At 68.9% G+C, this 25109-nt stretch carries 29 protein-coding genes; 19 read left to right on the top strand and 10 right to left on the bottom strand.

The window, feature by feature from the left end:
• Positions 1–17 precede the first annotated feature (17 nt).
• From F1193_RS00475 to F1193_RS00465, 3 genes are all read right to left on the bottom strand, one after another.
• Entirely contained in the window at positions 18–599 is a 582-nt protein-coding gene (locus F1193_RS00475; RefSeq protein WP_170263229.1) for an Hpt domain-containing protein, read from the bottom strand.
• 19 nt (positions 600–618) lie between these two features.
• Positions 619–1164 (bottom strand): response regulator, encoded by a 546-nt coding sequence (locus F1193_RS00470; RefSeq protein ID WP_126399393.1) that lies wholly within the window; start codon positions 1162–1164, stop codon positions 619–621.
• A 103-nt stretch (positions 1165–1267) separates the two neighbouring features.
• Entirely contained in the window at positions 1268–2050 is a 783-nt protein-coding gene (locus F1193_RS00465; RefSeq protein WP_150095710.1) for an NAD kinase, read from the bottom strand.
• Between the two features lie 53 nt (positions 2051–2103).
• Here F1193_RS00465 and cutA point away from each other — a divergent pair, with 53 nt between their 5' ends.
• A complete protein-coding gene (gene cutA, locus F1193_RS00460) occupies positions 2104–2424 on the top strand; it encodes a divalent-cation tolerance protein CutA (RefSeq protein ID WP_150095709.1) in 321 nt (106 codons plus the stop codon).
• A 34-nt stretch (positions 2425–2458) separates the two neighbouring features.
• Here the strand turns inward: cutA and F1193_RS00455 are convergent, their stop codons facing one another.
• Both F1193_RS00455 and F1193_RS00450 read right to left on the bottom strand, forming a co-directional pair.
• A complete protein-coding gene (locus F1193_RS00455) occupies positions 2459–3157 on the bottom strand; it encodes a DUF1045 domain-containing protein (protein ID WP_150095708.1) in 699 nt (232 codons plus the stop codon).
• A 9-nt stretch (positions 3158–3166) separates the two neighbouring features.
• Complete coding sequence (locus F1193_RS00450) at positions 3167–3787, bottom strand: LbetaH domain-containing protein (protein ID WP_150095707.1); 621 nt, start codon at positions 3785–3787, stop codon at positions 3167–3169.
• Positions 3788–3988: 201 nt separating this feature from the next.
• Between F1193_RS00450 and phnC the strand changes: the two genes are divergently transcribed.
• From phnC to phnE (F1193_RS00430), 4 genes are all read left to right on the top strand, one after another.
• On the top strand, positions 3989–4795 hold the full coding sequence (phnC, locus tag F1193_RS00445) for a phosphonate ABC transporter ATP-binding protein (RefSeq protein ID WP_150095706.1): 807 nt from the start codon (positions 3989–3991) through the stop codon (positions 4793–4795).
• A 49-nt stretch (positions 4796–4844) separates the two neighbouring features.
• A complete protein-coding gene (gene phnD, locus F1193_RS00440) occupies positions 4845–5753 on the top strand; it encodes a phosphonate ABC transporter substrate-binding protein (protein WP_150095705.1) in 909 nt (302 codons plus the stop codon).
• Between the two features lie 300 nt (positions 5754–6053).
• On the top strand, positions 6054–6935 hold the full coding sequence (phnE, locus tag F1193_RS00435; protein WP_150095704.1) for a phosphonate ABC transporter, permease protein PhnE: 882 nt from the start codon (positions 6054–6056) through the stop codon (positions 6933–6935).
• Positions 6935–7798, top strand: a complete 864-nt coding sequence (phnE, locus tag F1193_RS00430) for a phosphonate ABC transporter, permease protein PhnE (protein ID WP_150095703.1) — start codon at positions 6935–6937, stop codon at positions 7796–7798. The genes phnE (F1193_RS00435) and phnE (F1193_RS00430) overlap by 1 nt, the downstream gene beginning before the upstream one ends.
• 226 nt (positions 7799–8024) lie before the next feature.
• On the opposite strand, the gene F1193_RS00425 is transcribed toward phnE (F1193_RS00430), so the two are convergent.
• Both F1193_RS00425 and phnF read right to left on the bottom strand, forming a co-directional pair.
• A complete protein-coding gene (locus F1193_RS00425) occupies positions 8025–8366 on the bottom strand; it encodes a hypothetical protein (protein WP_170263225.1) in 342 nt (113 codons plus the stop codon).
• A gap of 116 nt (positions 8367–8482) precedes the next feature.
• Positions 8483–9223, bottom strand: coding sequence for a phosphonate metabolism transcriptional regulator PhnF (gene phnF / locus F1193_RS00420; RefSeq protein WP_246164041.1), 741 nt, complete (start codon positions 9221–9223; stop codon positions 8483–8485).
• Between the two features lie 100 nt (positions 9224–9323).
• Here phnF and phnG point away from each other — a divergent pair, with 100 nt between their 5' ends.
• The 8 genes from phnG (at position 9324) to phnN (ending at position 15934) form a co-directional block, all read left to right on the top strand.
• Positions 9324–9791: a phosphonate C-P lyase system protein PhnG gene (gene phnG, locus F1193_RS00415; RefSeq protein WP_150095701.1), complete on the top strand. Its 468-nt coding sequence runs from the start codon at positions 9324–9326 to the stop codon at positions 9789–9791.
• Positions 9788–10408, top strand: a complete 621-nt coding sequence (phnH, locus tag F1193_RS00410) for a phosphonate C-P lyase system protein PhnH (protein WP_150095700.1) — start codon at positions 9788–9790, stop codon at positions 10406–10408. Before phnG ends, phnH begins: the two co-directional genes overlap by 4 nt.
• On the top strand, positions 10408–11493 hold the full coding sequence (locus F1193_RS00405) for a carbon-phosphorus lyase complex subunit (RefSeq protein ID WP_150095699.1): 1086 nt from the start codon (positions 10408–10410) through the stop codon (positions 11491–11493). The genes phnH and F1193_RS00405 overlap by 1 nt, the downstream gene beginning before the upstream one ends.
• Entirely contained in the window at positions 11490–12398 is a 909-nt protein-coding gene (locus tag F1193_RS00400; protein ID WP_150095698.1) for an alpha-D-ribose 1-methylphosphonate 5-phosphate C-P-lyase PhnJ, read from the top strand. Before F1193_RS00405 ends, F1193_RS00400 begins: the two co-directional genes overlap by 4 nt.
• Positions 12391–13167 carry a phosphonate C-P lyase system protein PhnK gene (gene phnK, locus F1193_RS00395; protein WP_150095697.1) on the top strand — a complete coding sequence of 259 codons (777 nt, stop codon included), beginning with the start codon at positions 12391–12393 and terminating at the stop codon, positions 13165–13167. Before F1193_RS00400 ends, phnK begins: the two co-directional genes overlap by 8 nt.
• Before the next feature lie 279 nt (positions 13168–13446).
• A complete protein-coding gene (gene phnL / locus F1193_RS00390) occupies positions 13447–14139 on the top strand; it encodes a phosphonate C-P lyase system protein PhnL (RefSeq protein ID WP_150095696.1) in 693 nt (230 codons plus the stop codon).
• 8 nt (positions 14140–14147) lie between these two features.
• Positions 14148–15296 (top strand): alpha-D-ribose 1-methylphosphonate 5-triphosphate diphosphatase, encoded by a 1149-nt coding sequence (locus F1193_RS00385; RefSeq protein WP_150095695.1) that lies wholly within the window; start codon positions 14148–14150, stop codon positions 15294–15296.
• 2 nt (positions 15297–15298) lie between these two features.
• Positions 15299–15934: a phosphonate metabolism protein/1,5-bisphosphokinase (PRPP-forming) PhnN gene (gene phnN / locus F1193_RS00380; RefSeq protein WP_150095694.1), complete on the top strand. Its 636-nt coding sequence runs from the start codon at positions 15299–15301 to the stop codon at positions 15932–15934.
• A gap of 91 nt (positions 15935–16025) precedes the next feature.
• On the opposite strand, the gene F1193_RS00375 is transcribed toward phnN, so the two are convergent.
• Positions 16026–16334 carry a hypothetical protein gene (locus tag F1193_RS00375; protein WP_150095693.1) on the bottom strand — a complete coding sequence of 103 codons (309 nt, stop codon included), beginning with the start codon at positions 16332–16334 and terminating at the stop codon, positions 16026–16028.
• 1054 nt (positions 16335–17388) lie between these two features.
• Between F1193_RS00375 and F1193_RS00370 the strand changes: the two genes are divergently transcribed.
• Both F1193_RS00370 and F1193_RS00365 read left to right on the top strand, forming a co-directional pair.
• Entirely contained in the window at positions 17389–18804 is a 1416-nt protein-coding gene (locus tag F1193_RS00370; protein ID WP_150095692.1) for a bifunctional enoyl-CoA hydratase/phosphate acetyltransferase, read from the top strand.
• The gene (locus tag F1193_RS00365) at positions 18801–20006 is read left to right on the top strand and encodes an acetate/propionate family kinase (RefSeq protein ID WP_150095691.1); all 1206 of its coding nucleotides are present in this window, start codon (positions 18801–18803) and stop codon (positions 20004–20006) included. The genes F1193_RS00370 and F1193_RS00365 overlap by 4 nt, the downstream gene beginning before the upstream one ends.
• Positions 20007–20119: 113 nt before the next feature.
• On the opposite strand, the gene rpmG is transcribed toward F1193_RS00365, so the two are convergent.
• Positions 20120–20287: a 50S ribosomal protein L33 gene (rpmG, locus tag F1193_RS00360; protein ID WP_150095690.1), complete on the bottom strand. Its 168-nt coding sequence runs from the start codon at positions 20285–20287 to the stop codon at positions 20120–20122.
• Positions 20288–20950: 663 nt separating this feature from the next.
• Between rpmG and F1193_RS00355 the strand changes: the two genes are divergently transcribed.
• The 4 genes from F1193_RS00355 to F1193_RS00340 all read left to right on the top strand — a co-directional run bounded on the left by F1193_RS00355 (position 20951) and on the right by F1193_RS00340 (position 24168).
• The gene (locus F1193_RS00355; protein WP_246164051.1) at positions 20951–22174 is read left to right on the top strand and encodes an RluA family pseudouridine synthase; all 1224 of its coding nucleotides are present in this window, start codon (positions 20951–20953) and stop codon (positions 22172–22174) included.
• 29 nt (positions 22175–22203) lie between these two features.
• Positions 22204–22455 (top strand): hypothetical protein, encoded by a 252-nt coding sequence (locus F1193_RS00350; RefSeq protein WP_150095688.1) that lies wholly within the window; start codon positions 22204–22206, stop codon positions 22453–22455.
• Positions 22452–23126 (top strand): HAD-IA family hydrolase, encoded by a 675-nt coding sequence (locus F1193_RS00345; RefSeq protein ID WP_150095687.1) that lies wholly within the window; start codon positions 22452–22454, stop codon positions 23124–23126. The genes F1193_RS00350 and F1193_RS00345 overlap by 4 nt, the downstream gene beginning before the upstream one ends.
• A gap of 247 nt (positions 23127–23373) precedes the next feature.
• Entirely contained in the window at positions 23374–24168 is a 795-nt protein-coding gene (locus F1193_RS00340; RefSeq protein WP_150095686.1) for an ATP12 family chaperone protein, read from the top strand.
• Positions 24169–24198: 30 nt separating this feature from the next.
• Here the strand turns inward: F1193_RS00340 and F1193_RS00335 are convergent, their stop codons facing one another.
• Positions 24199–24990, bottom strand: coding sequence for an EF-hand domain-containing protein (locus F1193_RS00335; RefSeq protein WP_150095685.1), 792 nt, complete (start codon positions 24988–24990; stop codon positions 24199–24201).
• Positions 24991–25109: the final 119 nt, after the last annotated feature.

Raw genomic sequence — 25109 nt, 5'->3', positions numbered from 1 at the left:
CAAGGCTCAGCCCGGCGTCACTCCGGCACGATCGAGGGCGTGCCGTATTCGGCCAGCCACTCGGGGTCGTCCCTGTGCTGGTCCCTGAGGAAGCTGTCCGTCAGGGCGCGCAGATGGTCGGCCACCTCGCAGGCGATCGGATCATCGTCGCCGCGGACGTTCTCGCGCACCACCGCCCGGATGGCGGCGACGTGGCTGTCGATCAGGTCGAGCGGCAGCGCCGCCGGCTTGGGCGTATGGAACACCAGCCGGCACAGGCTGTCGGCGATCCGCGCGGCGAGCGGAAAGCCGAAGGTGGCGCCTTCGCCCTTGATGTCGTGCGCGGCGCGGAACAGCACCTGCGTCGTTCCCTTCGACAGGCCGCCGGCGGTGAGCAGCTTGCGCGCGGCTTCCAGCCGGTCGCACTCGGAGACCATCCAGCCGTCGAACTCGGGCGACAGTTCGTTCAGCGCCGCCTCGGCCCGCTCGATCGCCTCCCAATCGAACTCGGATTCGTCGGCCGAGACCTTCTGGGCGAACGATTTGAGGTTCTTCCTCGGCACGATCACGTCGTGATCGGGGAAGGCCGTCACCGTCTCATCGGACTTCGATTTGCTCATGACGTTCGCGTCCCGAGGGTCACGTGGGCGCGCGCAGCTTTTCGAGCAGCGGCTGGGCCTTGATGACCTCCGCCTTGCCGCCCTTGCGCCGCTCCGGGCCGACATAGTTCGGATTGACGTTGCGGCGGCGGTCCGGCCCGAAGAACGTCTTGGTCTTGATGAAGGGACGCGGATTGACCACCACGTTGAGGATGCGCTGGTAGAGCGCGCGCGCCGAGATCGGCTTGCACAGGAACTCGGTGACGCCGGAATCGCGCGCCTCGATCACCCGGCGCTTCTCGCTGTGGCCGGTGAGCATGATGATCGGCACGTAGGGGTTGGCGTTGGCGCCGGGCTGGCGGATCATCGACGTCAGTTCGAGCCCGTCGAAGATCGGCATCGCCCAGTCGGTAATGACGATGTCCGGCGTGTAGGAGGTGAAGGCTTCGAGGCCGGCGGCGCCGTCCTCGGCTTCGTACACCTCGCGCGCGCCGTAGCCATGCAGCAGGGTGCGGACAATCCGCCGCATGTGGGCGTTGTCGTCGATCACCAGAAAACGAAGTCGGTTGAATTCGATACGATACATGGAGGGGCTGCCGACCGGACCGTGCGGCACGCTAACAACCAACCGTTAAGGATCCGTGCACCATGGTCTGGTTGGCGCCGGGGATCATCAGGCGGGCCGGCGGTCAGGTGCCGAACTGCTCGCGCAGGATCCGCTCGTCGAGGCTGTGGCCGGGATCGAACAGCATGGTCAGCGAGGTGGTGAGGTCCATGCGCACCCACACCTGCAGCACGCTGCGCACTTCCACATGGTCGGCCGCGGCGCTGACCGGGCGCTTGTCGGCCTCCAGCACCTCGATGCCGACCTCGGCGCGATAGGGCAGGATGGCGCCGCGCCAGCGGCGCGGCCGGAACGCCGACAGCGGCGTCAGCGCCAGCAGCGGCGAGTCGAGCGGCAGGATCGGCCCGTGCGCCGACAGATTGTAGGCGGTCGACCCCGCCGGGGTGGCGACCAGGATGCCGTCGCAGATCAGCTCGGCAAGCCGAACCTTGCCGTCCACCGAGATGCGCAGCTTGGCCGCCTGGTAGGACTGGCGCAGCAGCGACACCTCATTGATGGCGTTGGCGGTCAGCACCCGGCCGGCGATGTCGTGCGCCGTCATCACCAGCGGGTGGATGCAGGTCGGCTCGGCCGCGGCGAGGCGCGCGACGATGTCGTCCTCGACGAAATCGTTCATCAGGAAGCCGACCGAGCCGCAATGCATGCCATAGATCGGCGTCGCCTTGCCCATGAACCGGTGCAGCGTCTGCAGCATCAGCCCGTCGCCGCCGAGCGCCACCACCACGTCGGCATCGTCCGGGTTGGTGGAGCCGTAGCGTCTCTGAAAGCGCGCCAGCGCGGCCTGGGCGTCGGACGCCTGGCTCGCGACGAACGCAATCCTGTCGTAGCGTCGGGGTGACTGAGGCATTGCAATGGCCGCATCCGGCAGGTTCGCCGCAGCGGCGCCGGGGAGAGAGGTCCATGGATCAGGCGGCACTCGTCTATACGACGTGGCCTTCGGTTGTCGAGGCGGAAGCGGCCGGCGCGGCGCTGGTCGAGGCCGGGCTTGCGGCCTGCGTCAACATTCTGCCGGGCGTTCGCTCGGTCTATCGCTGGCAGGGCGCGGTCGAGCGGGCGACCGAGACGGTGATGATCGTCAAGACCCGCGCCGCCCGCACCGAGGCGGTGGCCATCGCCATCAGGGCCCGCCATCCCTATGACACGCCGGCCATTCTGGTGGTGCCGGTGACCGGCGGCGAGCCGGGCTATCTCGCCTGGATCGCCGCCGAGACGGCGGATTGATACGGTTTCCGGCTGATCAAGCCGACGCTTCGTCTCACCTCGCCCGCAGCGGCCACGCGGCGAGGATGCGGAAGCGCTCGCCCGGGCTCGGCTGGACGAATGCCGCCAGGGTCGAGACCGCGGTGAGGCCGTCGCCGCAGGCCTGCTGGTGGGCGGCCGCCAGCGCCGCGCGCGCCGCCTCCGCTTCGTCGGGCGGCAGCCGGCCGGTCAACGTCATGTGGAAGCGGAACTCCTCGAACACGAACGGATAGCCCCAGCGGTCGAGATATTCGGCCTGCCGCGGCGACAGGCGCTCCGGCGAACGGCGGGCGCGCTCGGCCGGCGTGAGCGACCGGCGGAAGCGGTCGAAGTCGCGCACGCAGGCGGCGGCCAGCGCATCGAGCGCGGCGCTCGGTTCCTCGGGCACCAGCGCCACGAAGCCGGCGAGGATGCGCACGTCGAGGCGAAGCTGCGGGACCGGGCGGGGGGCGGCCGCGAACGCCTCGGCCGCGGCCAGCAGGTCTTCGGCGCGCGTGCCCTCGGCGAGCGCGAACGGCGCCTTCAGCGTGGCGTGGAAGCCGTAGCGCCGTGGCTCGGCGGTGGCCTCCGCCCAGCCGGGCACGAGCGCCTGGGTGGGCGGCCGGGCAGGGCGCTCGGCAGCCGTCTCGGCATCCCAGCCGATGGTGGCGGAGCCGAAATCCCACAGCGGGCGGTCGGCGAGTGGGGCGAAATAGAGCGCGTAGCGGGCAGCCATGGCGGCGCTTTACGCTGCGGCTTCGTGCTTGTCGAGAAACGCCTCGACGCCGAGCGCGCGGAAATCCGGCAAGGCGGCGCGCAGCCGCTCGTGGTCCCAGTCCCACCATGCGAGCCGCATCAGCCGCTCGGCGATCGCCTCGGGAAAGCGCTGCCGCAGCGGCCGTGCCGGATTGCCGGCGACGATGGTGTAGGGCGCGACATCCTTGGTGACGATGGCCCCCGCCGCCACCACCGCGCCGGTGCCGATCGAGCGGCCGGGCAGGATGACGGCGCCATGGCCGATCCACACATCGTGGCCGAGGATGACCGGAAAGCTGCGCCGCCACGCGAAGAACTCGGCCTCGTCGGCCTCGCCCTCGAAATAATAGGAGGCGCGGTAGGTGAAGTGCGCCTGGGCCGCGCGCGTCATCGGGTGATTGCCCGGATTGATCCGCACCATGGCGGCGATGGAGCAGAACTTGCCGGTGGTGGTGTAGGCGACCTCGCCGTCATCGACGATGTAGGAGTAGTCGTCGAGCGTGGTCTCCAACAGGCTGGTGCGGGCGCCGACCGAGGTGTAGCGGCCGAGCCGGCACTCGCGCAGCGTGGCGGTGGGGTCGATCAGGGGCGTCTCGGACAGGCGTGTCATGGCAGGCATGTCATGGCGGACTCGCGTCACAAACGGGCCCGATGCGTGCCACGGCCGCGTGACGGTTCGACGACAACCGCCACTCCGACGCCGGCAAATCTCTGGCATGCGCGCAAATTCTGATGCCTGCCCGCCGTCATGCGTCTGTCGCAGGGCGTGGCTACTGCTTGCAGGACAAGACGCGGTGCGGCGGAGGATGGTGTGCTGGTCCTGGACGGCCTGTCGAAGCGCTATGGCGACATCTACGCAGTCGCCGATGTTTCGCTGGAAATCCCGGCCGGCGGCTTCGTCGGCATCATCGGCCGTTCGGGCGCCGGCAAGTCGACGCTGCTGCGCATGGTCAACCGCCTCGCCGAGCCGAGCGCCGGCCGCATCCTGGTCGACGGCCAGGATGTGACGCGGCTCGCCGGCCGGCGGCTCCACTGCTGGCGCGCCGACTGCGCGATGATCTTCCAGCAGTTCAACCTGGTCGGCCGGCTCGACGTGCTCACCAACGTGCTGCTCGGCCGGCTGCAGCGCACGCCCGGCTGGCGCTCGCTGCTCAAGCTGTGGACGCATGAGGAGAAGGCGGTCGCGCTCTCCGCGCTCGACCAGTTCGATATCGCCCAGGTCGCCGCCCAGCGCGCCGATTCGCTCTCCGGCGGCCAGCAGCAGCGTGTGGCCATCGCCCGCGCCCTGGTGCAGGAGCCGCGCATCATCCTGGCCGACGAGCCGATCGCCTCGCTCGATCCGCGCAACACCAAGACGGTGATGGACGCGCTTTTGCGCATCAACAAGCACTACGGCATCACCGTGCTGTGCAATCTGCACTCGCTCGACATCGCCCGCCTCTATTGCGACCGCCTGGTCGGCATGGCCGCCGGCCGCGTGGTGTTCGACGGCGCGCCCGAGGCGCTGACCGACACGGTCGCCCGCGACCTCTACGGCCTGGAGGCTGGCGAGGTGATGGATGCGGGGCCCGCCCCCGACACGCTGCCGGCGGCGCTGCCGCAGCCGGTTCTCGCCTGAGTTCTCGTTCCCGCCCGAGTTCCCGAATTTGCTTCGACAGGAGGCCTCGATGCTCAATCGACGTACGCTCATTCTCGCTGGCGCGGCGCTGGCCGTCACGGCCAACACCGCGCTCGCCCAGGACTGGAAGGCGAAGTACCCCGAGCTGGTCTTCGCCCTGATCCCCGAGGAGAACGCCTCCGGCGTCACCAACCGCTGGACGCCGTTCGCCGAGTATCTCTCGAAGGAGCTCGGCACCAAGGTCACGCTGCGTCTCGCCAACGACTATGCCGCGATCATCGAGGGCCAGCGCGCCGGCAACATCCACATCGCCTATTACGGCCCGGCCTCCTACGCCCGCGCCGCGATGACCGGCGTCAAGACCGAGCCCTTCGCCATCGAGGTCAACCAGGATGGCACCAAGGGCTATCACTCGGTGTTCTATGTGAGGAAGGATTCGCCCTTCCAGAAGGTCGACGACCTGAAGGGCAAGAATCTCGGCCTGGTCGATCCCAACTCGACCTCGGGCAACAACGTGCCGCGCTATGCCCTCAGCAAGATGAACATCGATCCCGAGAAATTCTTCGGCAAGGTGGTCTACACCGGCAGCCACGAGAATGCGGTGATCGCGCTGCAGCAGGGCACGGTGGACGTCGCCGCCAACTGGTGGAACGACGAGAACGAATCCAGCCTGCGCCGCATGGAGCGCAAGGGCATGGCGAAGTATGACGACTACCGCATCATCTTCGTCTCCGACCTGATCGTGAACTCGCCGTTCGCCTATCTCTCCGACCTGCCGGATGATCTCAAGGCGAAGATCCGCACAGCGTTCTTCAAGTTTGCGGCGGACAAAGATGCCTTCAACCAGATCTATGAGGGCAAGCGCCAGCCCTGGCAGCCGGTCGACCATTCAGCCTATCTGCCGGTCGTCGAGCTGATCAAGTTCGTCGACGAGCTGCGCAAGCAGAAGCGGTCCTGATCCTCGCCGCACCCTGCCTGGCGGCGGTCCGGACCATCCGGGCCGCCGCTGACGCGTGCGGACAGGAGTGGCAGAGCTTCGCTCGCCGCGCAGAGATCACGTCCTTCCCTCTCCCCTTGCGGGAGAGGGTGCCGAGCGATCTTTGGATCGCGAGGCGGGTGAGGGGTGAATCTTCAAAGGTGAGTCAGGGTTTACCCCTCACCCGGCTCGACCTCGCATTCGCTCGGCCTCGCCACCCTCTCCCGCAGGGGGAGAGGGAAGATAGAGGCCGAGCGGCTTCCGGAAACCCGACAGGATTCGATGGCGCCCTCGATCACCCGCCTGAGCGACACGCAGCTTGACGCGATGATGCGCGCCTATGACGGCGCCATCGCCGCCAAGCGGCGCCAGACCATTCTGGGCTTCGCGATTCTCGCAGTTGCGGTCGCCATCGCGGCGCAGGTCGGCGAGGTCGATCTCGGCAAGTTCGGCGCCAATCTCCACCGCTTCGGCGACTATGTGGGGCGGCTCGCCCACTTGGACAGCGGCGCGATCGTGCTGTCGGATGTCGGGGAGTGGTTCTGGGGCCTCAGGCGCTGGCTCTGGCTGCTCGGCGAGACGCTGCTGATCGCCTATATGGGCACGCTGATGGGCGCCCTCGGCGGCTTCATGCTGTGCTTCTTCGCCGCCCGCAACCTGATGGGCAGCGCGGTCGTGCGCTTCGCCACCAAGCGCTTTCTCGAAGTCTGCCGCACCGTGCCGGAGATGGTGTTCGCGCTGATCTTCGTCATCGCCTTCGGGCTCGGGCCGGTGCCGGGCGTGCTGGCCCTGGCGGTGCATTCCACCGGCGCGCTCGGCAAGCTGTTCTGCGAGGTTGTCGAGAACATCGACATGAGGCCGGTGGACGGCGTCAAGGCCAATGGCGGCTCGTGGGTGGAGGTGGTGCGCTTCGCGGCGCTGCCGCAGGTGCTGTCGAACTTCGCCAGCTACGCGCTGCTGCGCTTCGAGGTCAATGTGCGCGGCGCGGCGGTGATGGGCTTCGTCGGGGCCGGCGGCATCGGCCAGGACCTGATCGAGGCGATCCGCAAGTTCTATTATTCCGACGTCAGCGCGCTCCTGGTGCTGATCGTCGGCACGGTGATGGTGATCGACCTCGCAACCGAGCGGCTGCGCCATGCGCTGCTCGGGCTGGAGCGCGCGTGATGGCCAGGCGTCCGCGGCTCAGCGCCGACCCCACGGCGGCGGCCGCCCGCCACCCCGCGCTGTTTCGCCGGGTGACGCGGGCGCGCATCGCGACGGTGCTGGTGATCGCCGCCATGCTGGGGCTGTTCGCGCTCGGCATCGTGGTGCTGGAGTTCGACGGCCGCCGGTTCGTCCAGGGCCTGTTCAGGCTCGGCGAGTTCGTCGTGTTCATGGTGCCGCCCTCGACCGGCAACTGGGCGACCTTCATGATCTATCTGCACGCGCTCGCCGAGACGGTGGCGATCGCGCTGCTCGGCACCTTGCTTGCGGCGGTGCCGGCGATCGCCGTCGGCTTCCTGGCGGCCGAGAATGTGGTGCCGCAGTTCGTCATCCACTTCCTGTCGCGCCGTTTCCTCGACACCGTGCGCGGCGTCGACGAGCTGATCTGGGCGCTGATCTGGGTCAATGTGGTGGGGCTCGGCCCGTTCGCCGGCGTCCTGGCGGTGGCCTCGGCCAATTTCGGCGCGTTCGGCAAGCTGTTCTCCGAGGCGATCGAGGCGGCCGATCCGCGCCCCGTCGAGGGCGTGGCGTCGGCCGGCGGCGGCCGGCTGGCGGCGATCCGCTTCGGCCTGTGGCCGCAGGTGGCGCCGGTGATCGCGAGCCAGGTGCTGTACTATTTCGAGTCCAACACGCGCTCGGCCACCATTATCGGCATCGTCGGCGCCGGCGGCATCGGCCTTCATCTCGCCGAGCAGATCCGCACGCTGGAGTTCCAGCACGTCTCGGCGCTGGTGCTGATGATCCTCGCCACCGTCGCGGTGATCGACTGGCTGTCGACCCTGCTGCGCTTCTCGATCATCGGCCGCCGCGAGACGGTGGGGTAAAAGGGTGTCGTCCCGGGCACGTTTGGTAGGGCGCAAGAGCGCAGCGTATTGCGCCCTACGTGCGCCACAGAATGACGGTTGAGAGTCGTCGTCCCGGGCAAGGGCCAAGGGCCCGCGACCCGGGACCGTCAGCAGGAAGGGGTGCCTTTTCCGGCGGTCGATCCCGGCTCTTCGCGTTGCGAAGCCCGGGATGACAGCCTCGCGCTCGCTTGACGCATTTCGCCGCTCACCGCCGCGGCTGCATCGGCCGGCACAGATCGTTGTCGAAATTCAGCGTGTAGTAGGAGCGGGCGTCATAGAGCCATTTCTCGCACGCCGCGCGGCTTTGGAAGCACGAGCGCTGGAACCGCGTCTCGACCGAATCCCACATGTCCTCGCGCTGGCCGCGGATGGTGCCGACCCACACCGTGCCGTGCGTTCGCGCCATCACCTGGGGGCAGTCGGGTCCGAAGGGCGGCGCCTGGGCACCGGCCGGCTGCGCCGCCAGCACCGTCAAGGCCAGCACCGCGAAGGCCAAGTTCGCGAAGGCCAGGCTCGCCCCGAATGTCAGGCTGCGAAGGGTCATCATGTGGTCCTCCGGATCCGCAGCCCCGTTCGCTCGGTCAAGACGTCCGGGTGGCAGGCCGGCGCCGAATTGACCGGAGCAACGCAGCGCCGGGCGGCGATGTTCCGGGCGGCTGCGGTTCAGCTCTTCACGACCAGGTGCACGCGGTCGGCGGCGAAGCGCGTGCGCTGCACCTGGATCGGCCGGCCCTCGGCGTCGGCGTTCACCGCGTCGACCACCAGCACCGCGCGGCCGGGCGGCAGCTCCAGCAGGTCCTGCTCGGCCGGATCGGCCGGGCGGGCGGAGATCGCCGTCTCCAGGCGCGCATAATCGGCAATGCCGTGGGCGGCAAAGGCGCGGCTCACCGAGCCGGTGCGCTGCAGCTCGGCCTCCAGCCCCTCGAACCGCGCCTTCTCGAACCAGGAGGTGGAGCGCGACAGCGGCACGCCATTGGCGCTCGATACCATCTCGATGCGAAGAAGCGGCGTGCGCGGCGGCAGGCCGAGGCGGCGGGTCGGCTCGGCATCGACCACGGTGGCGACGCCGAGCAGCCGGCCGCGCGGCGCCCGGCCGGCGGCCATGACGTTCTCGGAGAACCGCACGCGCCGGCCGATCGGGTAGGGCAGCGGCGCTTCCTCGACAAAGCTGCCGCGGCCCTTCACCGCGCGCACCAGGCCCTTCTCGGCCAGCACCGCCAGCGCCCGGCGCACGGTGTGGCGGTTGACGCCGAAGCGCTCGGTCAGCTCGCTCTCGGAGGGAAGCTGGCTGCTTGGCGGAAAGGCGCCGGTGGTGATCTCGGACTCGATGCGTTCGGCGATCTGCCGCCACAGCGAAACGCCGGATCCGCGGTCGACAGGGAGACGGTCAAGATCGATCGGCACGGCGATGTCACCGAAGCTTCATTGGACGGCGGGCCAACTTGTCTATATTAGTAGACAAGCTGGCTCGCTTGTCCAGTAGCGCCTGTTTCATGCCGGTGTGATGACGAAGAACGAGACTGACGAACGCCGCGCCGCCATGGCGCTGCTGGCTGCCGCGACCGCACGCGAGCTCGACTCGGCCTGGACGGCGTGGCCGGAAAGGCCGGCGGTCGAGGATCTGCGCAAGGCCGCCTGCGGGCTGGTGATGGTGCGCGGCCGCATCGGCGGCGACGGCGCGCCGTTCAATCTCGGCGAGGCGACGGTGACGCGCGCCGCGGTGCGGCTCTCGACCGGCCATATCGGCCACGCCTATCTGCTCGGCCGCGCGCCGGAGCGGGCGCGGCTCGCCGCGATCTTCGACGCGCTGTGGCAGGACGTTTCGGCACGCCCGCGCGTCGACACCGAACTGCTCGCACCGGTGCGCGCACGGCTGGCGGCGGAGGCGGCGAAGGCGGTGGCCGAGGCGGCGGCCACCCGCGTCGAGTTCTTCACCGTCACCCGTGGCGACAATCAGGAGGCCGCGTCATGACCGGGGGAACGGTGTCTCTCGCGACGGTGGCGCTTGCGCCCGGCTTTGCCGACCCGGTGTTCGACGCGCAGCGCGCCTTCCGGTCGGTGATGGCGGCGATGGCCCGGCCCGGCCGCATCGAGCCGCTGGCGAGCGAGCTTGCGCCGCCCGCGCCGATGACGCCGGCCCTGGCCGCGCTGGCGCTGACGCTCGCCGACCAGGACACGCCGCTCTGGCTCGACGCGGCGCTCATGGCGTCGCCCGAGGTTGCGGAATTCCTGCGCTTTCATGCCGGCGCGCCGATCATCGCCGATCCCGCGGCCGCAGCCTTCGCGCTTGTGTCCGACCCGCGCGCCATGCCGCTGCTTGATGCGTTCGCGCAAGGCTCGGATGCCTATCCCGACCGCTCGGCGACGCTCCTGGTGCAGGTCGAGCGTTTCTCGGGCGCTTCGCTCATGCTGGCGGGCCCCGGCATTGCCGGCACCGCGACGTTTGCGGCCTCGCCGCTGCCGGACGACTTCGTAGAGCGGCTCAAGGCCAACCGGGCGGCCTTTCCGCGCGGGGTCGATCTCGTGCTGTGCACGGCGAACGAGATCGCGGCGCTGCCGCGCTCGGTGCGACTGGTGGAGGCGGCCTGATGTATGTCGCGGTCAAGGGTGGCGAGGCGGCGATCCGGAACGCCCACCGGCTGATGGCGCACGAGCGGCGCGGCGATCCCGAGGTGCCGGAAGTTTCGGCGGCGCAGATCGATGGCCAGCTTGCGCTCGCCGTCGACCGGGTGATGACCGAGGGCTCGCTCTATGATCGCGGGCTGGCGGCGCTGGCGATCAAGCAGGCGCGCGGCGATCTGGTCGAGGCGATCTTCCTGGTGCGCGCCTTCCGCGCCACGCTGCCGCGCCTGGGCGCCACCGAGCCGCTCGACACCTCCAACATGGCCATTCGCCGACGCGTCTCGGCGACCTTCAAGGATCTGCCCGGCGGCCAGATCCTGGGGCCGACCTTTGACTATACCCACCGGCTGATCGACGGCGCGCTCGACGGCTTCGCGCCGCCCGAGCCGGCGACCGCCGCGCCGCGCGAGGAGGCGGTGCCGCGCGTCACCGATCTCCTGGGCGAAGAGGGCCTGATCGAGCCGTCGCCGCGCGACGATGGCTCTGAGCCCGGCGACCTCACCCGCGAGCCGCTGGCCTTTCCGATCGGCCGCGATCTGCGGCTGCAGGCGCTGGCGCGCGGCGACGAGGGCTTCCTGCTGGCGCTCGGCTATTCCACCCAGCGCGGCTTTGCCCGCAGCCATCCGTTCGCCGGCGAGATCCGCATGGGCGAGGTCGAGGTCGAGATCTTCGTCGAGGAGCTGGGCTTCGCCGTCACGCTCGGCACCATCACCGTCACCGAGTGCCAGATGGTCAACCAGTTCAAGGGTGCCGGCGACGCGCCGCCGCAGTTCACCCGCGGCTACGGGCTCACCTTCGGCCATTGCGAAAGGAAGGCGATGGCGATGGCGCTGGTCGATCGCGCGCTGCGCGCAGCTGAACTGGGCGAAGATGTGAGCGCGCCGGCCCAGGACGAGGAATTCGTCATCATGCATTCCGACAATGTCGAGGCCACCGGCTTTGTCGAGCACCTCAAGCTGCCGCATTATGTCGATTTCCAGTCGGAACTCGATTTGCTGCGCCGCCTGCGCGCCGAGTGGGATGCCGCCGCGCTGAAGGAGGCCGCGCAATGAGCGAAGCGATCGCGACCGAGCGCACCGCCTACAATTTCGCCTATCTCGACGAGCAGACCAAGCGCGCGATCCGCCGCGCCATTCTCAAGGCCATCGCCATTCCCGGCTATCAGGTGCCGTTCGCCAGCCGCGAGATGCCGATGCCGCGCGGCTGGGGCACCGGCGGCGTGCAGGTCACCGCCGCCATCATCGGCCCGGACGACGTGCTGAAGGTGATCGACCAGGGCGCCGACGACACCACCAACGCCGTCGCCATCCGCGGCTTCTTCACCCGCGTCGCGAATGTCGCCACCACCACCCGCACGGTCGAGGCGACGATCATCCAGACCCGCCACCGCGTGCCGGAGACGCCGCTCAACGCGGATCAGATCCTGGTCTATCAGGTGCCGATCCCCGAACCCCTGCGCTTCCTGGAGCCGCGCGAGACCGAGACGAGGAAGCTGCACGCCTTGGCCGACTACGGCACCATGCACGTCAAGCTCTACGAGGATATCGCCCATTTCGGCGAGATCGCCACCACCTACGCCTATCCGGTAACGGTGGACGGCCGCTACGTGATGGATCCGTCGCCGATCCCCAAGTTCGACAATCCCAAGCTCGACGACTGCCCGGCGCTGCAGTTGTTCGGCGCCGGCCGCGAGAAGCGCATCTATGCGGTGCCGCCGCACACGCGCGTCGTCAGCCTCGATTTCGAGGATCATCCGTTCGCGCCGCAGCGCTTCACCGAGCCCTGCGCGCTGTGCGGTGCGACCGGCGTGTTCCTCGACGAGGTGATCCTGGACGATCGCGGCGGGCGCATGTTCGTGTGCTCGGACACCGACTTCTGCAACGGCCGGCAGGCGGCGGGCCATCGCGGCCGTCTCGCCGGCAATCCGATCGAAAGCGGGGAGGGCGCGGATGTGTGAGGAACCGCTGCTCATCGCCGAGGGCTTGACGAAATTCTACGGCGCGCGGCTCGGCTGCCGCGACGTGTCGTTCACGCTGCATGCCGGCGAGGTGCTGGCGGTGGTGGGCGAATCCGGCTCCGGCAAGTCGACGCTGCTCGGCCTGCTGTCGACCGAGCTTGCGCCGAGCGCGGGGCACGTGCGCTATTCGATGCGCGACGGCAGCCTGCGCGACCTCGCCGAACTCAGCGAGCCCGAGCGGCGCCTGCTGCTGCGCACCGATTGGGGCTTCGTGCGCCAGTCGCCGGAGGCGGGGCTGCGCATGGCGGTCTCCGCCGGCGCCAATGTCGGCGAGCGGCTGATGGCGGTGGGCTGGCGCCACTACGGCAATATCCGCGGCGCCGCCGCCGACTGGCTGGGGCGGGTGGAGATCGCCGCCGACCGCATCGACGACTCGCCGAAGAGCTTTTCGGGCGGCATGCGCCAGCGGCTGCAGATCGCCCGCAATCTCGTCACCGCGCCGCGCCTCGTCTTCATGGACGAGCCGACCGGCGGGCTCGACGTGTCGGTACAGGCGCGCCTGCTCGATCTCATCCGCTCGCTGGTGGCCGATCTCGGCCTCGCCGTGGTGATCGTCACCCACGACCTCGCGGTGGCGCGCCTGCTCTCCCACCGCATCATGGTGATGAAGGAGGGCTGCGTGATCGAGGAGGGGCTGACCGACCAGGTGCTGGACGATCCGCAGGCCGCCTATACCCAGCTCCTGGTGTCGTCGGTGCTGCAGTCATGAATGCGGTGGCCCAGCAATGAGCGCTTCAGTTGATCCGTTCTTTCGGAAGCGTGTGGCGGCTATGCCGCTTCTTCCCTCTCCCCTTGTGGGAGAGGGTGCCGAGCGATCGAAAGATCGCGAGGCGGGTGAGGGGGCTGTATCTTTTCACACAAAATACCCCTCACCCGGCTCGACCTCATTTGCATTCGGTCTCGCCACCCTCTCCCGCAAGAGCCTGCGCCCGGGCGCGCGCAAGCGCGGCCCGGGTGGGAGAGGGAAGGAAGAGATCATGAGGACGCGATGACGGTTCTCGACGTTCAGGACATCGCCAAGAGCTTCACGCTGCACCTGCGTGGCGGCCTCACGCTGCCGGTGGTGGCGGGCGTGTCGTTCGAGGTGGCGGCCGGCGAGTGCGTGGCGCTGGGTGGGCCATCCGGCGCCGGCAAGAGTTCCATCCTCAAGATGATCTATGGCAACTACCGCACCGACGCCGGCCGCATCCTGATCGACGACGGCGCGGCGGTGATCGATGTCGCGAGCGCCAGCCCGCGCGAGATTCTGGCGTTGCGCGCGACCACGCTGGGCTATGTGTCGCAGTTCCTGCGGGTGATCCCGCGCGTCGCCGCGCTCGACATCGTCGCCGAGCCGCTCAGGGCGCGCGGCATCGACACGACGGAGGCCAACGCCCGCGCGAGCGCCATGCTGAAGCGCCTCAATCTGCCCGAACGCCTGTGGCACCTGCCGCCGGCCACCTTCTCGGGCGGCGAGCAGCAGCGCGTCAACATCGCCCGCGGCTTCATCGCCGACACGCGGCTGCTGCTGCTCGACGAGCCGACCGCATCGCTCGACGGCGCCAACCGCGACGCCGTCATCGGGCTGATCCGCGACAAGCGGGCCGCCGGCACGGCGCTGGTCGGCATCTTCCACGACGACGAGGTGCGCGACGCGGTTGCGGATCGCACGCTCGACGTCCGCGCCTTTGCTGCTGCCTGAGGGGGACCATGGACTCGTTTGTTCTTTCAAATGCGAACGTGGTGCTCGCCGATCGGGTGCTCGATCGCGGCTGGGTCGCGGTCTCGGCCGGGCGCATTGCGGAGATCGGCGAGGACACGCCGCCCGAGCGCGGGCGCGATCTCGGCGGCAGCCTGCTGCTGCCGGGCCTTATCGAGCTGCACACCGATCATCTCGAAGCGCATTTCCTGCCGCGGCCGAAGGTGACGTGGAACGCGCTCGCCGCGGTGGTGGCCTATGATGCGCAGCTTGCCGCCTGCGGTATCACCACCGTGCTCGACTCGCTGCGCGTGTGGCGCGAGGAAAGCCTTGGCGGAGACGCCGACGGCCACGCCGAGCTGCTCGCCGACACCATCGCCCAGGCCCGCGACGCCGACATGCTGCGCGCCCACCACTTCCTGCATCTGCGCTGCGAGGTGCCGACCGGCTCGGTGGTGGAGGACGCGGCCCTGCTGATGCCGCGCCCGGACGTGCGGCTGGTATCGCTGATGGACCATTCGCCCGGCCAGCGCCAGTTCCGCGACGAGGACAAGCTGCGCACCTATTACCGCGGCAAGGCCGGCGGCATGACCGATGCCGAGCTCGACCGGTTGTTCGCCCACCGCAAGGCGCAGTCGGAGCGCTACGCCCTCGTCAATCGCGAGCGGCTGGTGGCGCTGGCCCAGGCCCACGGCGTGACGTTGGCGAGCCACGACGACACCACGGCCGAGCACGTCGCCGAGGCCGCGCGCGACGGCGTCGCCATCGCCGAGTTTCCGACCACGGTCGAGGCGGCGGCGGCGCTGCACCAGGCCGGCGTCAAGGTGATGATGGGCGCGCCGAACGTGGTGCGCGGCGGCTCGCACTCCGGCAATGTCGCCGCCGTCGACCTGGCGGCGCAGGGCGTGCTCGACATCCTGTCGTCCGACTACGTGCCCTCAAGCCTGCTGATGGCGGCGCTGCAATTGCCGGAGGCGGTGCCGGGTATCGACCTTGCGGCGGCGGTGCGCACCGTCACCGGGACGCCGGCCGAAGCCGTGGGGCTTGACGATCGCGGCGAGATCGCACCCGGCAAGCGGGCCGACCTCGTTCAGGTCGATGTCCGGCTCGGCGTGCCGGTGGTGCGGAAAGTGTGGCGCGACGGCAGGCGGGTGCTGTGACCATGGTTGGGCGGGAGGCATCGCGGCCGGGTCGGCTCGGGCCGGGAATCTTCGTCGGCGTGATGGGGCCGAGCGGGGCGGGCAAGGACACCCTGATCAATCTGGCGCAGGTGGCGCTGGCCGGCCGGACCGGCGTGGTGTTCGTGCGGCGCGTCGTCACCCGGCCGAGCGACGGGTCCGAGGACCATTCGTCGATGACGCCGGAGGCGTTCGTGCGCGCCGCGGCGCTGGGTGCGTTCGCGCTGTCCTGGCATGCCCACGGCCACGACTATGGCCTGCCGGCGGAGATCGACGGCGATATCCGCGCCGGACGCGTGGTGGTGGCCAATATCTCGCGCGACGTGACGATGCTGGCCCGCGCCCGCTACGAGAACGCGCGGCTGGTCCATGTCACCGCGCCGCCCGAGGTGCTGGCAGCTCGCCGCGCCGCCCGCCACCGCGCGTCGGAGGCGATGGAGGAGGGCGCAAGCCGCACCGAGCGGGTGGCGGTGCAGGTCGGCCTGGGGCCGCAGGACATCGAGATCGTCAATGGCGGCCTGCGCGAGGCGGCAGCAGAACAGCTCGTCGCATTCCTGACGGCACTGCTGGACGGCCGCGAGGCGGACCGGGATTGCGACGGCGTTGCGGACCGCGCGTAAATCCAGTGGTCGCGAAGGACAAGACTGGACTGGTCGGACTATTGGCGAAAACAATATTCGTCAGGCAGGGCCGGCTGAGCCGGGAACTGCTTCAGGGAGAGACGATGGCCAAGCGGTTGAGCTTGGTCTCCTTCCGGCCGGCGGCGCGGATCGACTTGGCGGTGCGATAGACGTGATTCGCGTCGGCGGTCTGATCGTCGAAAGCGAGTGCGTCCGCGGCATCTTCCAGAGCATCGGCGATGTCTTCCGGATCGACCATCGACTTGGAGATCATCATCAGGAGAACCGCCTCAAGAACCACGAGGCTCGACGGCGGTTTTTCGGGCTCGATCACGTGCTTTTCCTTAAACATAAACGCCCTCATGTCCGGATGCGACGTTGTGGGGACATCTCGACGCAATGGCGCGACGCTTCGACACTGCGTCATCATAAACGGACCGCCCCGCTCTAGCTAGCAATCCCAGGCAGTACTGCTATTCCTACAACCGGAAAGCTACGCCACGCGCAAACTAGATCATTGATTGCTTTTTATATTACCAATATTGTCCTGCATGGATAGGCGGGGCGGCGGGGGAAGGCATAAAATTTGAAATCAATCAAGACAATTGCGCCAAAATAATAGATCATCAGTTGACAACCTTTAATAGAGTGAATACCATTTAAAATTCAGAAAATTCCAACAAGTAAGTACCTTAAGTTGTATTCCCGGTCCGTGTCCGGCATCTCGGCGCCCCATTGTCCGGCTGACGCATTCCGAAGCGGACGTGGCCTGACGCAAAGGGAGATCGGGGGCTCGGCATTCGAACGGACATCCGCTCAAAAGCACGCGGCGGTGCCGGTGAATCGCTGAAATTCCCGTTCTCGACGAGACGTCATGGAGTCGCCGGTTGTGGGATCGCCGGGGCCATCCGTCCCCAATCGCCCCTGTCGGTCCCGGCCGCCGTCTCCGCCAGCCAAGACGGATCCCGCAGCCAAGACGGATCCCGCAGCCAAGACGGATCCCGCAGCCAAGACGGATCCCGCAGCCAAGACGGATCCCGCAGCCAAGACGGATCCGCCAGACACGCGCCGGCCTCCGCTGGCGCAATCGGGCGCGGCTGCCGTCGCCGCCGGCAAGCCGGCCCGAATCGGCGGATCAAGTTCATGCCGCGCCGCAACATGGGCATACTGCGCATATATGCCATGCAGACCCGTCATCGGTAATTTAATCGTTTTGCTTAGGACAGTTGCGTGTGAAGAGAAGCGGGGCGCCGCGACCGTGCAGGTGCGAAGGCCCGAACGCGGGCCGGGGCTGCGGCGTTCCGGAGCGGCCTCCGAACGGGGCTGGCTGCGGCCGGCGCCGGACCGGATGCTGGGACGTGCGCCCGGCAGGCGCCGACGACGAAGACGAATGACCGTGCCTTGGCCAGACCGGCTGCGGCCAGAATCCAAAGGGGTGTCGCTTGAAGATCGCAATGAACGCAAACCGGACCTGGGACGAGCTTGCGGTCGGCGACGAAGCATCGACCAGACGCGTTTGTGCCGCCAACGACCTCTACGTGTTCGCGCATGCGTCCGGCAATCTGAACCCGATGCACCTGCCGGGCCGCGACGAGGATCATGACGGGCGCGATGATGCCGTCGCGCCCTCGATGTGGGTGGGCGCGCTGGTGTCGGCGGTGCTCGGCAATATGCTGCCCGGCCCCGGCACGCTCTATCGCGGCCAGACGTTCCGCTTCCTGTCGCGCGTCCATGTCGGCGACGAGCTGACGATCAAGGTGCGGGTGAAGGAAAAGCGCGCCAAGCCGTGCGTGGTGCTCGACACCAGCGTCTCGCTCGCCGACGGCACGCTGGTGGCCGACGGCGTCGCCGAGGTCGACGCGCCGATGGTCAAGCTGACCTTTCCGCCGCACGAGATTCCCGAGCTTCTGGTCGAGCGCCACCAGCAGTTCGACCGCATGATCGCCATGTGCCGCGATCTCGAACCGTTGCCCACCGCCGTGGTGGCGCCGGAAGACAAGAACTCGCTCGGCGGCGCCATCCTGGGCTTTGAAGCCGGGCTGTGCGTGCCGATCCTGATCGGCGCGAAGGCGCGCATTGTCGACTGCGCCCGCCAGCTCGGCGCCGACATCTCGCGCCTGGAGATCGTCGATATCGAGGATGAGCACGAGGCGGCGGCCCGCGGCGTCGCCATGGTGCACGAGGGCCGCGCCCGCGCGGTGATGAAGGGCGCCATCCATTCGGACGAGCTCTTGGAGCACATCGTCAAGAAGGATGGCGGCCTGCGGGTCGGCCGCCGCATCAGTCACGTCTTCGTGATGGACTGCCCGGGCATCTCCCACCCGCTGATCATTTCGGACGCCGCCATCAACATCGCGCCCGACCTCGAGACCAAGGTGTCGATCGTCCAGAACGCCATCGACGTGGCGCTGTCGCTGGGCATGGAGAAGCCGCGCGTCGGCATCCTGTCGGCGGTCGAGACCGTCAATCCGGCGATGCCCTCGACGCTCGACGCGGCGGTGCTGTCGAAGATGGCCGAGCGCGGCCAGATCAAGGGCGGCGTGGTCGACGGGCCGCTGGCGATGGACAACGCCATCGACATGGAGGCGGCCCGCACCAAGGGCATCACCTCGCTGGTCGCCGGCCGCGCCCAGGTGCTGATCGCCCCCAATATCGAATCGGCCAACATGCTGGCCAAGGAGCTGACCTTCCTGGCCCACGCCGAGGGCGCCGGCCTCGTCGTCGGCGCCAGGGTGCCGGTGATCATGACCAGCCGGGCCGACAACGACAAGTCGCGCCTTGCCAGCTGCGCGCTCGCGCTGCTCTACGACTACTGGCGGCGCGAAGGCCGCCCGCACGCGCTCCTGGCCACCAAGGCGGCCGCCGAATGACCGGCGTCGTCCTCACCATCAATGCCGGCTCGTCGTCGATCAAGTTCTCGGTGTTCGAGGCAACAGCCCATCCGCAATGCCGGCTGATCGGCCAGATCGAGGGGCTCGGGGCGAGCGTCCACTGCAAGGCGGTCGATGGCGCCCGCAAGCCGCTCATCGATCGCGTCTGGCCGGCCGGGCAGGGGCCCGACAGCCACGCCTCGGCGCTCGCCGAGATCATCGCCTGGCTCGACGAGGAACTGCCGGGCGTGCGCGTCGAGGGCGTCGGCCACCGCATCGTGCACGGCGGTCGCGACCACACCAGGCCGGTGCTCATCGATGACGATCTGGTCGTCGAGCTCGCCAAATTGACGTCGCTGGCGCCGCTGCACCAGCCGCACAATCTGGCCGGCGTGGCGGCGGCGCGCGAGCACTTCCCCGATGCGCCGCAGGTGGCCTGCTTCGATACCGCGTTCCACCGCACGCAGGCATTCGTTGCCGAGAGCTACGCGTTGCCGCGCAGCTATTATGAGGAGGGCGTGCGCCGCTACGGCTTCCACGGCCTGTCCTACGAATATGTCAGCCGCCGGCTGTCCGAGATCGCGCCGCTGGAGGCGGCGGGCCGCGTCATCATCGCCCACCTGGGCAATGGCTGCTCGATGGCGGCGGTCAAGGGCGGCCGCTCGGTCGCCACCACGCTCGGCTTCTCCGCGCTCGACGGCCTGCCGATGGGCACGCGGTGCGGCCAGATCGACCCCGGCGTCCTGTTCTATCTGATCGACCAGAAGGGCATGAGCACGAAGGAGGTCGCCGACCTGCTGTTCCGCAATTCCGGGCTCAAGGGGATGTCCGGCCTGTCGCACGATTTGCGGGTGCTGGAGGCCTCCGACGATCCCCAGGCGAAGGACGCCGTCGAGCACTTCATCTATCGCGTCCGGCGCGAGACCGGCAGCCTGGCGGCGGCGCTCGGCGGCGTCGATGCGCTGGTGTTCACCGCCGGCATCGGCGAGAACGCCACGCGCGTGCGCGCCCGCATCCTCGACGGCCTGCAGTGGCTCGGCGTCGAGCTCGACGCCGCCGCCAACGATCGCAGCCGCACGGTGATCTCGACGGCCGATTCGAAGGTGAAGGTGTTCGTCATCCCCACCGACGAGGAGGCGATGATCGCCCGCCACACCATCCATCTGCTGGGATTCGGCAAGCCGGGGCGGTTGATCGCCTGATTCTGCCTTCGCCGCGGCAGAAGGACGCCTATTCATCTGGGTGGAGGTCATCCGGCTAAAATAAAAAAGGCGCCAAGTGGCGCCTTTTTTTGTTCAGATCTGGATGCCGCCGATCACTTGATCTTGGCTTCCTTGAACTCGACGTGCTTCTTCGCGACCGGGTCGTACTTCTTCTTGGAAAGCTTCTCGGTCATCGTGCGCGAGTTCTTCTTCGTCACATAGAAATAGCCGGTGTCGGCGGTCGACACGAGCTTGATCTTGATCGTTGCGGCCTTGGCCATTGTCAAACCCTCTCGCGCGCCCAGCCGGCGCCGCGCAGTTCTGCAAAGTTGCGGCACCCTATTGTCGCGCGCCGCATTGTCAAGGATCGCGTGCGGGCATGCCGCCGCATTTCGCCGCTTTCGGGCGGCTTCGGCGGGCCGTCCGGCAGCCGGGACCGGGGCAGAATCGCGCGTTTCGCAGGCGCCTGCGGCGTGCTATGGCCCCGCTATGGTTTTCAATGGACACAAGCCTGCCATCGCCGCGCCGGCCGGCGCGCGCCGGTGCGGGAGGGCATCATGAGAAGCGGGCGGCAGGGGCCGCGCCAGCCGGGCGGCGGCCGGCAGACCGCCGGACCGCGCGATCGCACCGCGAAGCCGGGGCGGGCGTCGGGCAAGCCGGCGGGCAAGGGGCCGTCCAAACCCCGGTTCGGCGACAAGACCCGGTTCGACGACAAGGCTGGCGGCCACGCGCCGAAGGGCAGGGCTTCGGTCAAGCCGGCCGAAGGCCGGACATCGGACCGGGACTGGGAATCGGACCGGACTTGGGAGCCGGATCGGGACTGGGAGTCGGACGGCGCTCAAGACGAGCCGCGGTCCGGCAGCCGCCGAGTTGGGCGCCCGCGGTTCGACGAGGGTGATGTCGCCGATGAGGCGCCGCGCAGCGGCCGGCCCGGCGGCAAGGCGGTGGGGACGCGGGGCGCGGGACGCGGACAAGCCGGAGCCGGCAAGTTCGGCCAGTCCGGTGCCGGCCAGCTCCGATCCAGCCGGCCGGCATCGGGCCGGGCCAAGCCCGGTTTTGCCAAGCCCGGTTTTGCCAAGCCCGGTCTTGCCAAATCCGGGTTCGAGAAGCCGTCGCGGGCGGCGCCAGCCAAGCCGGTGAAGACCGTGGCGGCGCCCGAACCCAGCGCCACCCAGCAGATCACCACCTCGGTGCAGGTGGTCGGCGTCAAGCCGGACGAGGCCGGCATGCGGCTCGACCGGTTCATCGAGTCCAAGTTCCCCGGCCTGTCGTTCGCTCACATCCAGCGCATCGTGAGGAAGGGCGAGGTGCGGCTCGACGGCAAGCGCGCCGACGGCAAGGACCGCATCATCGCCGGCCAGCAGGTGCGGCTGCCGCCGCTGTCGCTGGCGCCGAAGCCCCAGCGCGACAGCGAGGCCGCCGCCAAGGCACGGGCGACCCTGGCGCCGCTGGTGCTGTTCGAGGACGCCGACGTGATGGTCATCAACAAGCCGTTCGGCCTTGCGGTGCAGGGTGGCAGCGGCATGACCCGCCACGTCGACGGCCTCTTGATGGCGCTGGCCGATTCCCGCGGCGAGCGGCCGCGCCTCGTCCACCGGCTCGACCGCGACACGACGGGCTGCCTCGTCATCGCCAAGACCCGCAAGGCGGCGACCGAGCTGACGAAGAGCTTCCGCGCCCGCGGGGCGCGCAAGATCTATTGGGCGCTGGTCAAGGGCGTGCCGAAGCCCAAGCAGGGCCGGGTCTCGACCTTCATCGCCCGCGGCGAGGGCGAGGAGAGCGAGCGCATGCGCGTCGCCCGCCACGGCGAGGAGGGCGCCTCCCACGCCGTCAGCTATTATGCGGTGGTGGAAACCGCCGGCGCCAAGCTCGCCTGGCTGTCGATGAAGCCGGTCACCGGCCGCACCCATCAGCTGCGCGTCCACGCTGCGACCATCGGCCACCCCATCGTCGGCGACCCGAAATATTTCGAGGTCGAGAACTGGGATCTGCCGGGCGGCATGCAGAACCGCCTGCACCTGCACGCGCGGCGCATCGTCATTCCCCATCCGCGCGGCGGCACGATCGACGTCAGCGCGCCGCTGCCGGACCACATGGCGCAGTCGTGGAACCTGCTCGGCTTCGATGCCAAGCGCTATGATCCCATCGAGGATGCGCCGGACGAGTGATCGTTCGCGGCACACACGGGTTTGCACCGATGTCCGATTCGTCCTTCAGCCTGATCGCAGTGGCCGTCCTGGTGCTGATGCTCACCGGCATGGTGGTGGTGTTCGCCCGGCGCGCGCCGTGGTTCGCGTCCTTCCGCGATCCGCGGATCGGCGAGCTGGTCGCCGAGGTCAAGGTGCTGCGCGGGCGCATCAACGCCCTGGCCGAGGCGCAGGACCGCCTGCTGCGCCGCCTGGAGGAGACGGACGGCGAAACCTCGGGCGAGCGGGCGACCAGGCCGTGAAGCTCGTCCTGTTCGACGTCGACGGCACCCTCATCGACAGCCAGCACCTCATCGTCGCGGCGATGGAGGACGCCTATCGGGCGCACGACCGCCCGCCGCCCGCGCGGAATGCGATCCTGTCGGTGGTCGGCCTGTCGCTGCCGCAGGCCTTCGCCATGCTGGCGGGCGACGATCCGGCGTTTCCGGCCGAAAGCTTCGCCGATGCCTACAAGCAGGCGTTCTTCCGGCTGAGCGCTGATCCGGCCCAGCAGGCGCCGCTGTTTCCCGGAGCAAGGGCGGTGATCGACGCGCTGGCGCAGCGCGACGGCGTGACGCTCGGCCTCGCCACCGGCAAGTCGCGCCGCGGCGTCGACCGCATGCTGGATCTGCACGGGCTCAAGGACGCCTTCGCCACGGTGCAGACCGCCGACGACCATCCGTCCAAGCCGGCGCCGGACATGGTGTTCGCCGCCATGGCCGAGGCCGGGGCCGGCGCAGCCGAGACCGTGCTGCTCGGCGACACCACCTTCGACATGGAGATGACGCGGGCGGCCGGCGCCCTGCCGATCGGCGCGGGCTGGGGCTATCATCCCCCGGCGGCGCTGGCGGCGGCCGGCGCCCACGCCGTGCTCGACGACTTCGCGGCCTTCCTGCCGGCGTTCGAACGCCTGTGCGACACGAAAACCGGCTGATCGAGCCGTTTCCGGGTGATGAACTCGCCTTCTTTCTTCCCTCTCCCCTTGCGGGAGAGGGTGGCACGACCGAGCGAAGCGAGGTCGGGCCGGGTGAGGGGTGCATACGGCTGATGCTGGAAGGTTTACCCCTCACCCGCCTCGCGATCTAAAGACCGCTCGGCACCCTCTCCCGCAAGGGGAGAGGGAAAGAAGGCGGTTCCCAGCCGGCCACCATTCCGAGTTGATCAACCGGAAACCGAATAGCATGAGCAATATCCGCGACCTCCTCGCCGATCTCGAAGGGCCCGCGCCGGAGCTCGACCCGATGCGCGCGGCCCAGCGCGCCATGCGGCCGCAACTGCCCAAGCGCTTCTATGCCGCGGTGACGGTGGAGGAGGGGGCGGACGGCTGGGCCGTCCAGCTCGACGGCCGCACCCCCAAGACGCCGCGCGGCCAGCCGCTGGCGGTGCCGACCCGCACGCTGGCCGAGGCGCTGGCGGCCGAGTGGTCGGCGCAAGGTCAAGTGATCGACCCCGCCACCATGCCGCTGACCCGGCTGGTCAATGTCACGCTCGACGAGGTGGTGGGCGAGGGCAAGCTGCAGGCCGTCATCGACGAGATCGTCAAATATGCCGGCTCGGATCTTGTCTGCTACCGCGCCGCCGAGCCGGCCGGGCTGGTGGCGCGGCAGGCCGAGGTCTGGGATCCGGTGCTGGCGTTCGCCCACGAGCGGCTGGGCGCGCGCTTCATGCTGTCCGAGGGCGTGACGTTCGTCGGCCAGACCGAGACCGCGATCGACGCGGTGCGCCGGGCGGTGGAAGCCGTGCCGCCCTTTGCGCTGGGCGCGCTCTATACGCTGACCGCGCTCGCCGGCTCGGCACTCATCGCGCTGGCGGTGGCGCAGGACGCGCTGACGCCGGAGGCCGGCTGGGACGCCGTCCATGTCGACGAGGACTGGCAGATGGCGTTCTGGGGCCGCGACGAGCAGGCGATGGCGCGCCGCGCCTTCCGAAAGAAGGAATGGGACGCCGCGGTTCTGGTGATCCGCGACGTCCGCTGAAGCCGCATCCGGAGAGCTGGGAAGGTTGGGTCAGGCCGCGGCCGAACCGCCAGCCGCCGACGTCCCGGCGGCGCGATCGGCGTGGAAGGCCTGGAACAGAGCCTGAAGCTGAACGGCCAGCTCCTCGGCGCTCAGCGTGCCGCTCTTGTCGGTATCGAACAACTCCAGAATGGCTTCGGCCTCCTCCGCGGTGCCGCCGGCGCTCGATGCCAGCGCTTCCAGCTCCTCCTGGGACACCGAGCCGTCGCCATCCGTGTCGAGAGCCGAAACCAGGCTCGCGGCAGCCTCCTGTTCGGCCGGCGGCGGTCCCTGCGGCGGGGGCGGCGGCGGCAATGCAGAAGCAAGGTCGTCCTTGCTCACCGCGCCATCGCCATCGGCATCAAGGGCGGCATAGATCTGGCTGGCCTCCTCGGACGAACCACCGAGCGCGCTCACGAAGGATGAGAACTCGTCTTCGGAAATGTCGCCGCTCGAGTCGGCATCGATCGCGCTGAACAGGCGGTCCAGCGGCGATCCGCCGGTCGCGGATGCAACGGCCGAAACATCTTGCGCGCTCGACGTCTCCGAAGAGGCCTCGGAGGCCGATGAGGAGGCCGAAATCTGCTGCAGGCTCAGCAGAAACGACATCAGCTCGCTGCTGAACGAAAACGACGCGGACGCCGTTGCCGCATCGTCATTGGTGGAGAGCGTGATCGTTTCGGTGGCGCCGGCCGTGTCGGCTTCCGAGGCGCGCGACGCAGTCTCCGCCTGTGACGCTGCCAGCGATTTGAGCAGCTGCCACAGGTTGGACGAACTCGAAGACCCGATACTCGATACGGACATATCCTACTCCTGACGCGAAGCACGCGCCGGTGCGCCGGCAGACGTGCGGAAATCGCAGCCGATGGCCTGGCGATCCCCTTGCACCCGCCTCTCTGGGTCGGGCGTTCGAGGGCCGATCT

The organism is Blastochloris sulfoviridis (assembly GCF_008630065.1).
Taxonomy (GTDB): Bacteria; Pseudomonadota; Alphaproteobacteria; order Rhizobiales; family Xanthobacteraceae; genus Blastochloris; species Blastochloris sulfoviridis.
The sequence above is the reverse complement of the archived record's forward strand: the minus strand, read 5'-3'. Positions and strand labels throughout refer to the sequence as shown.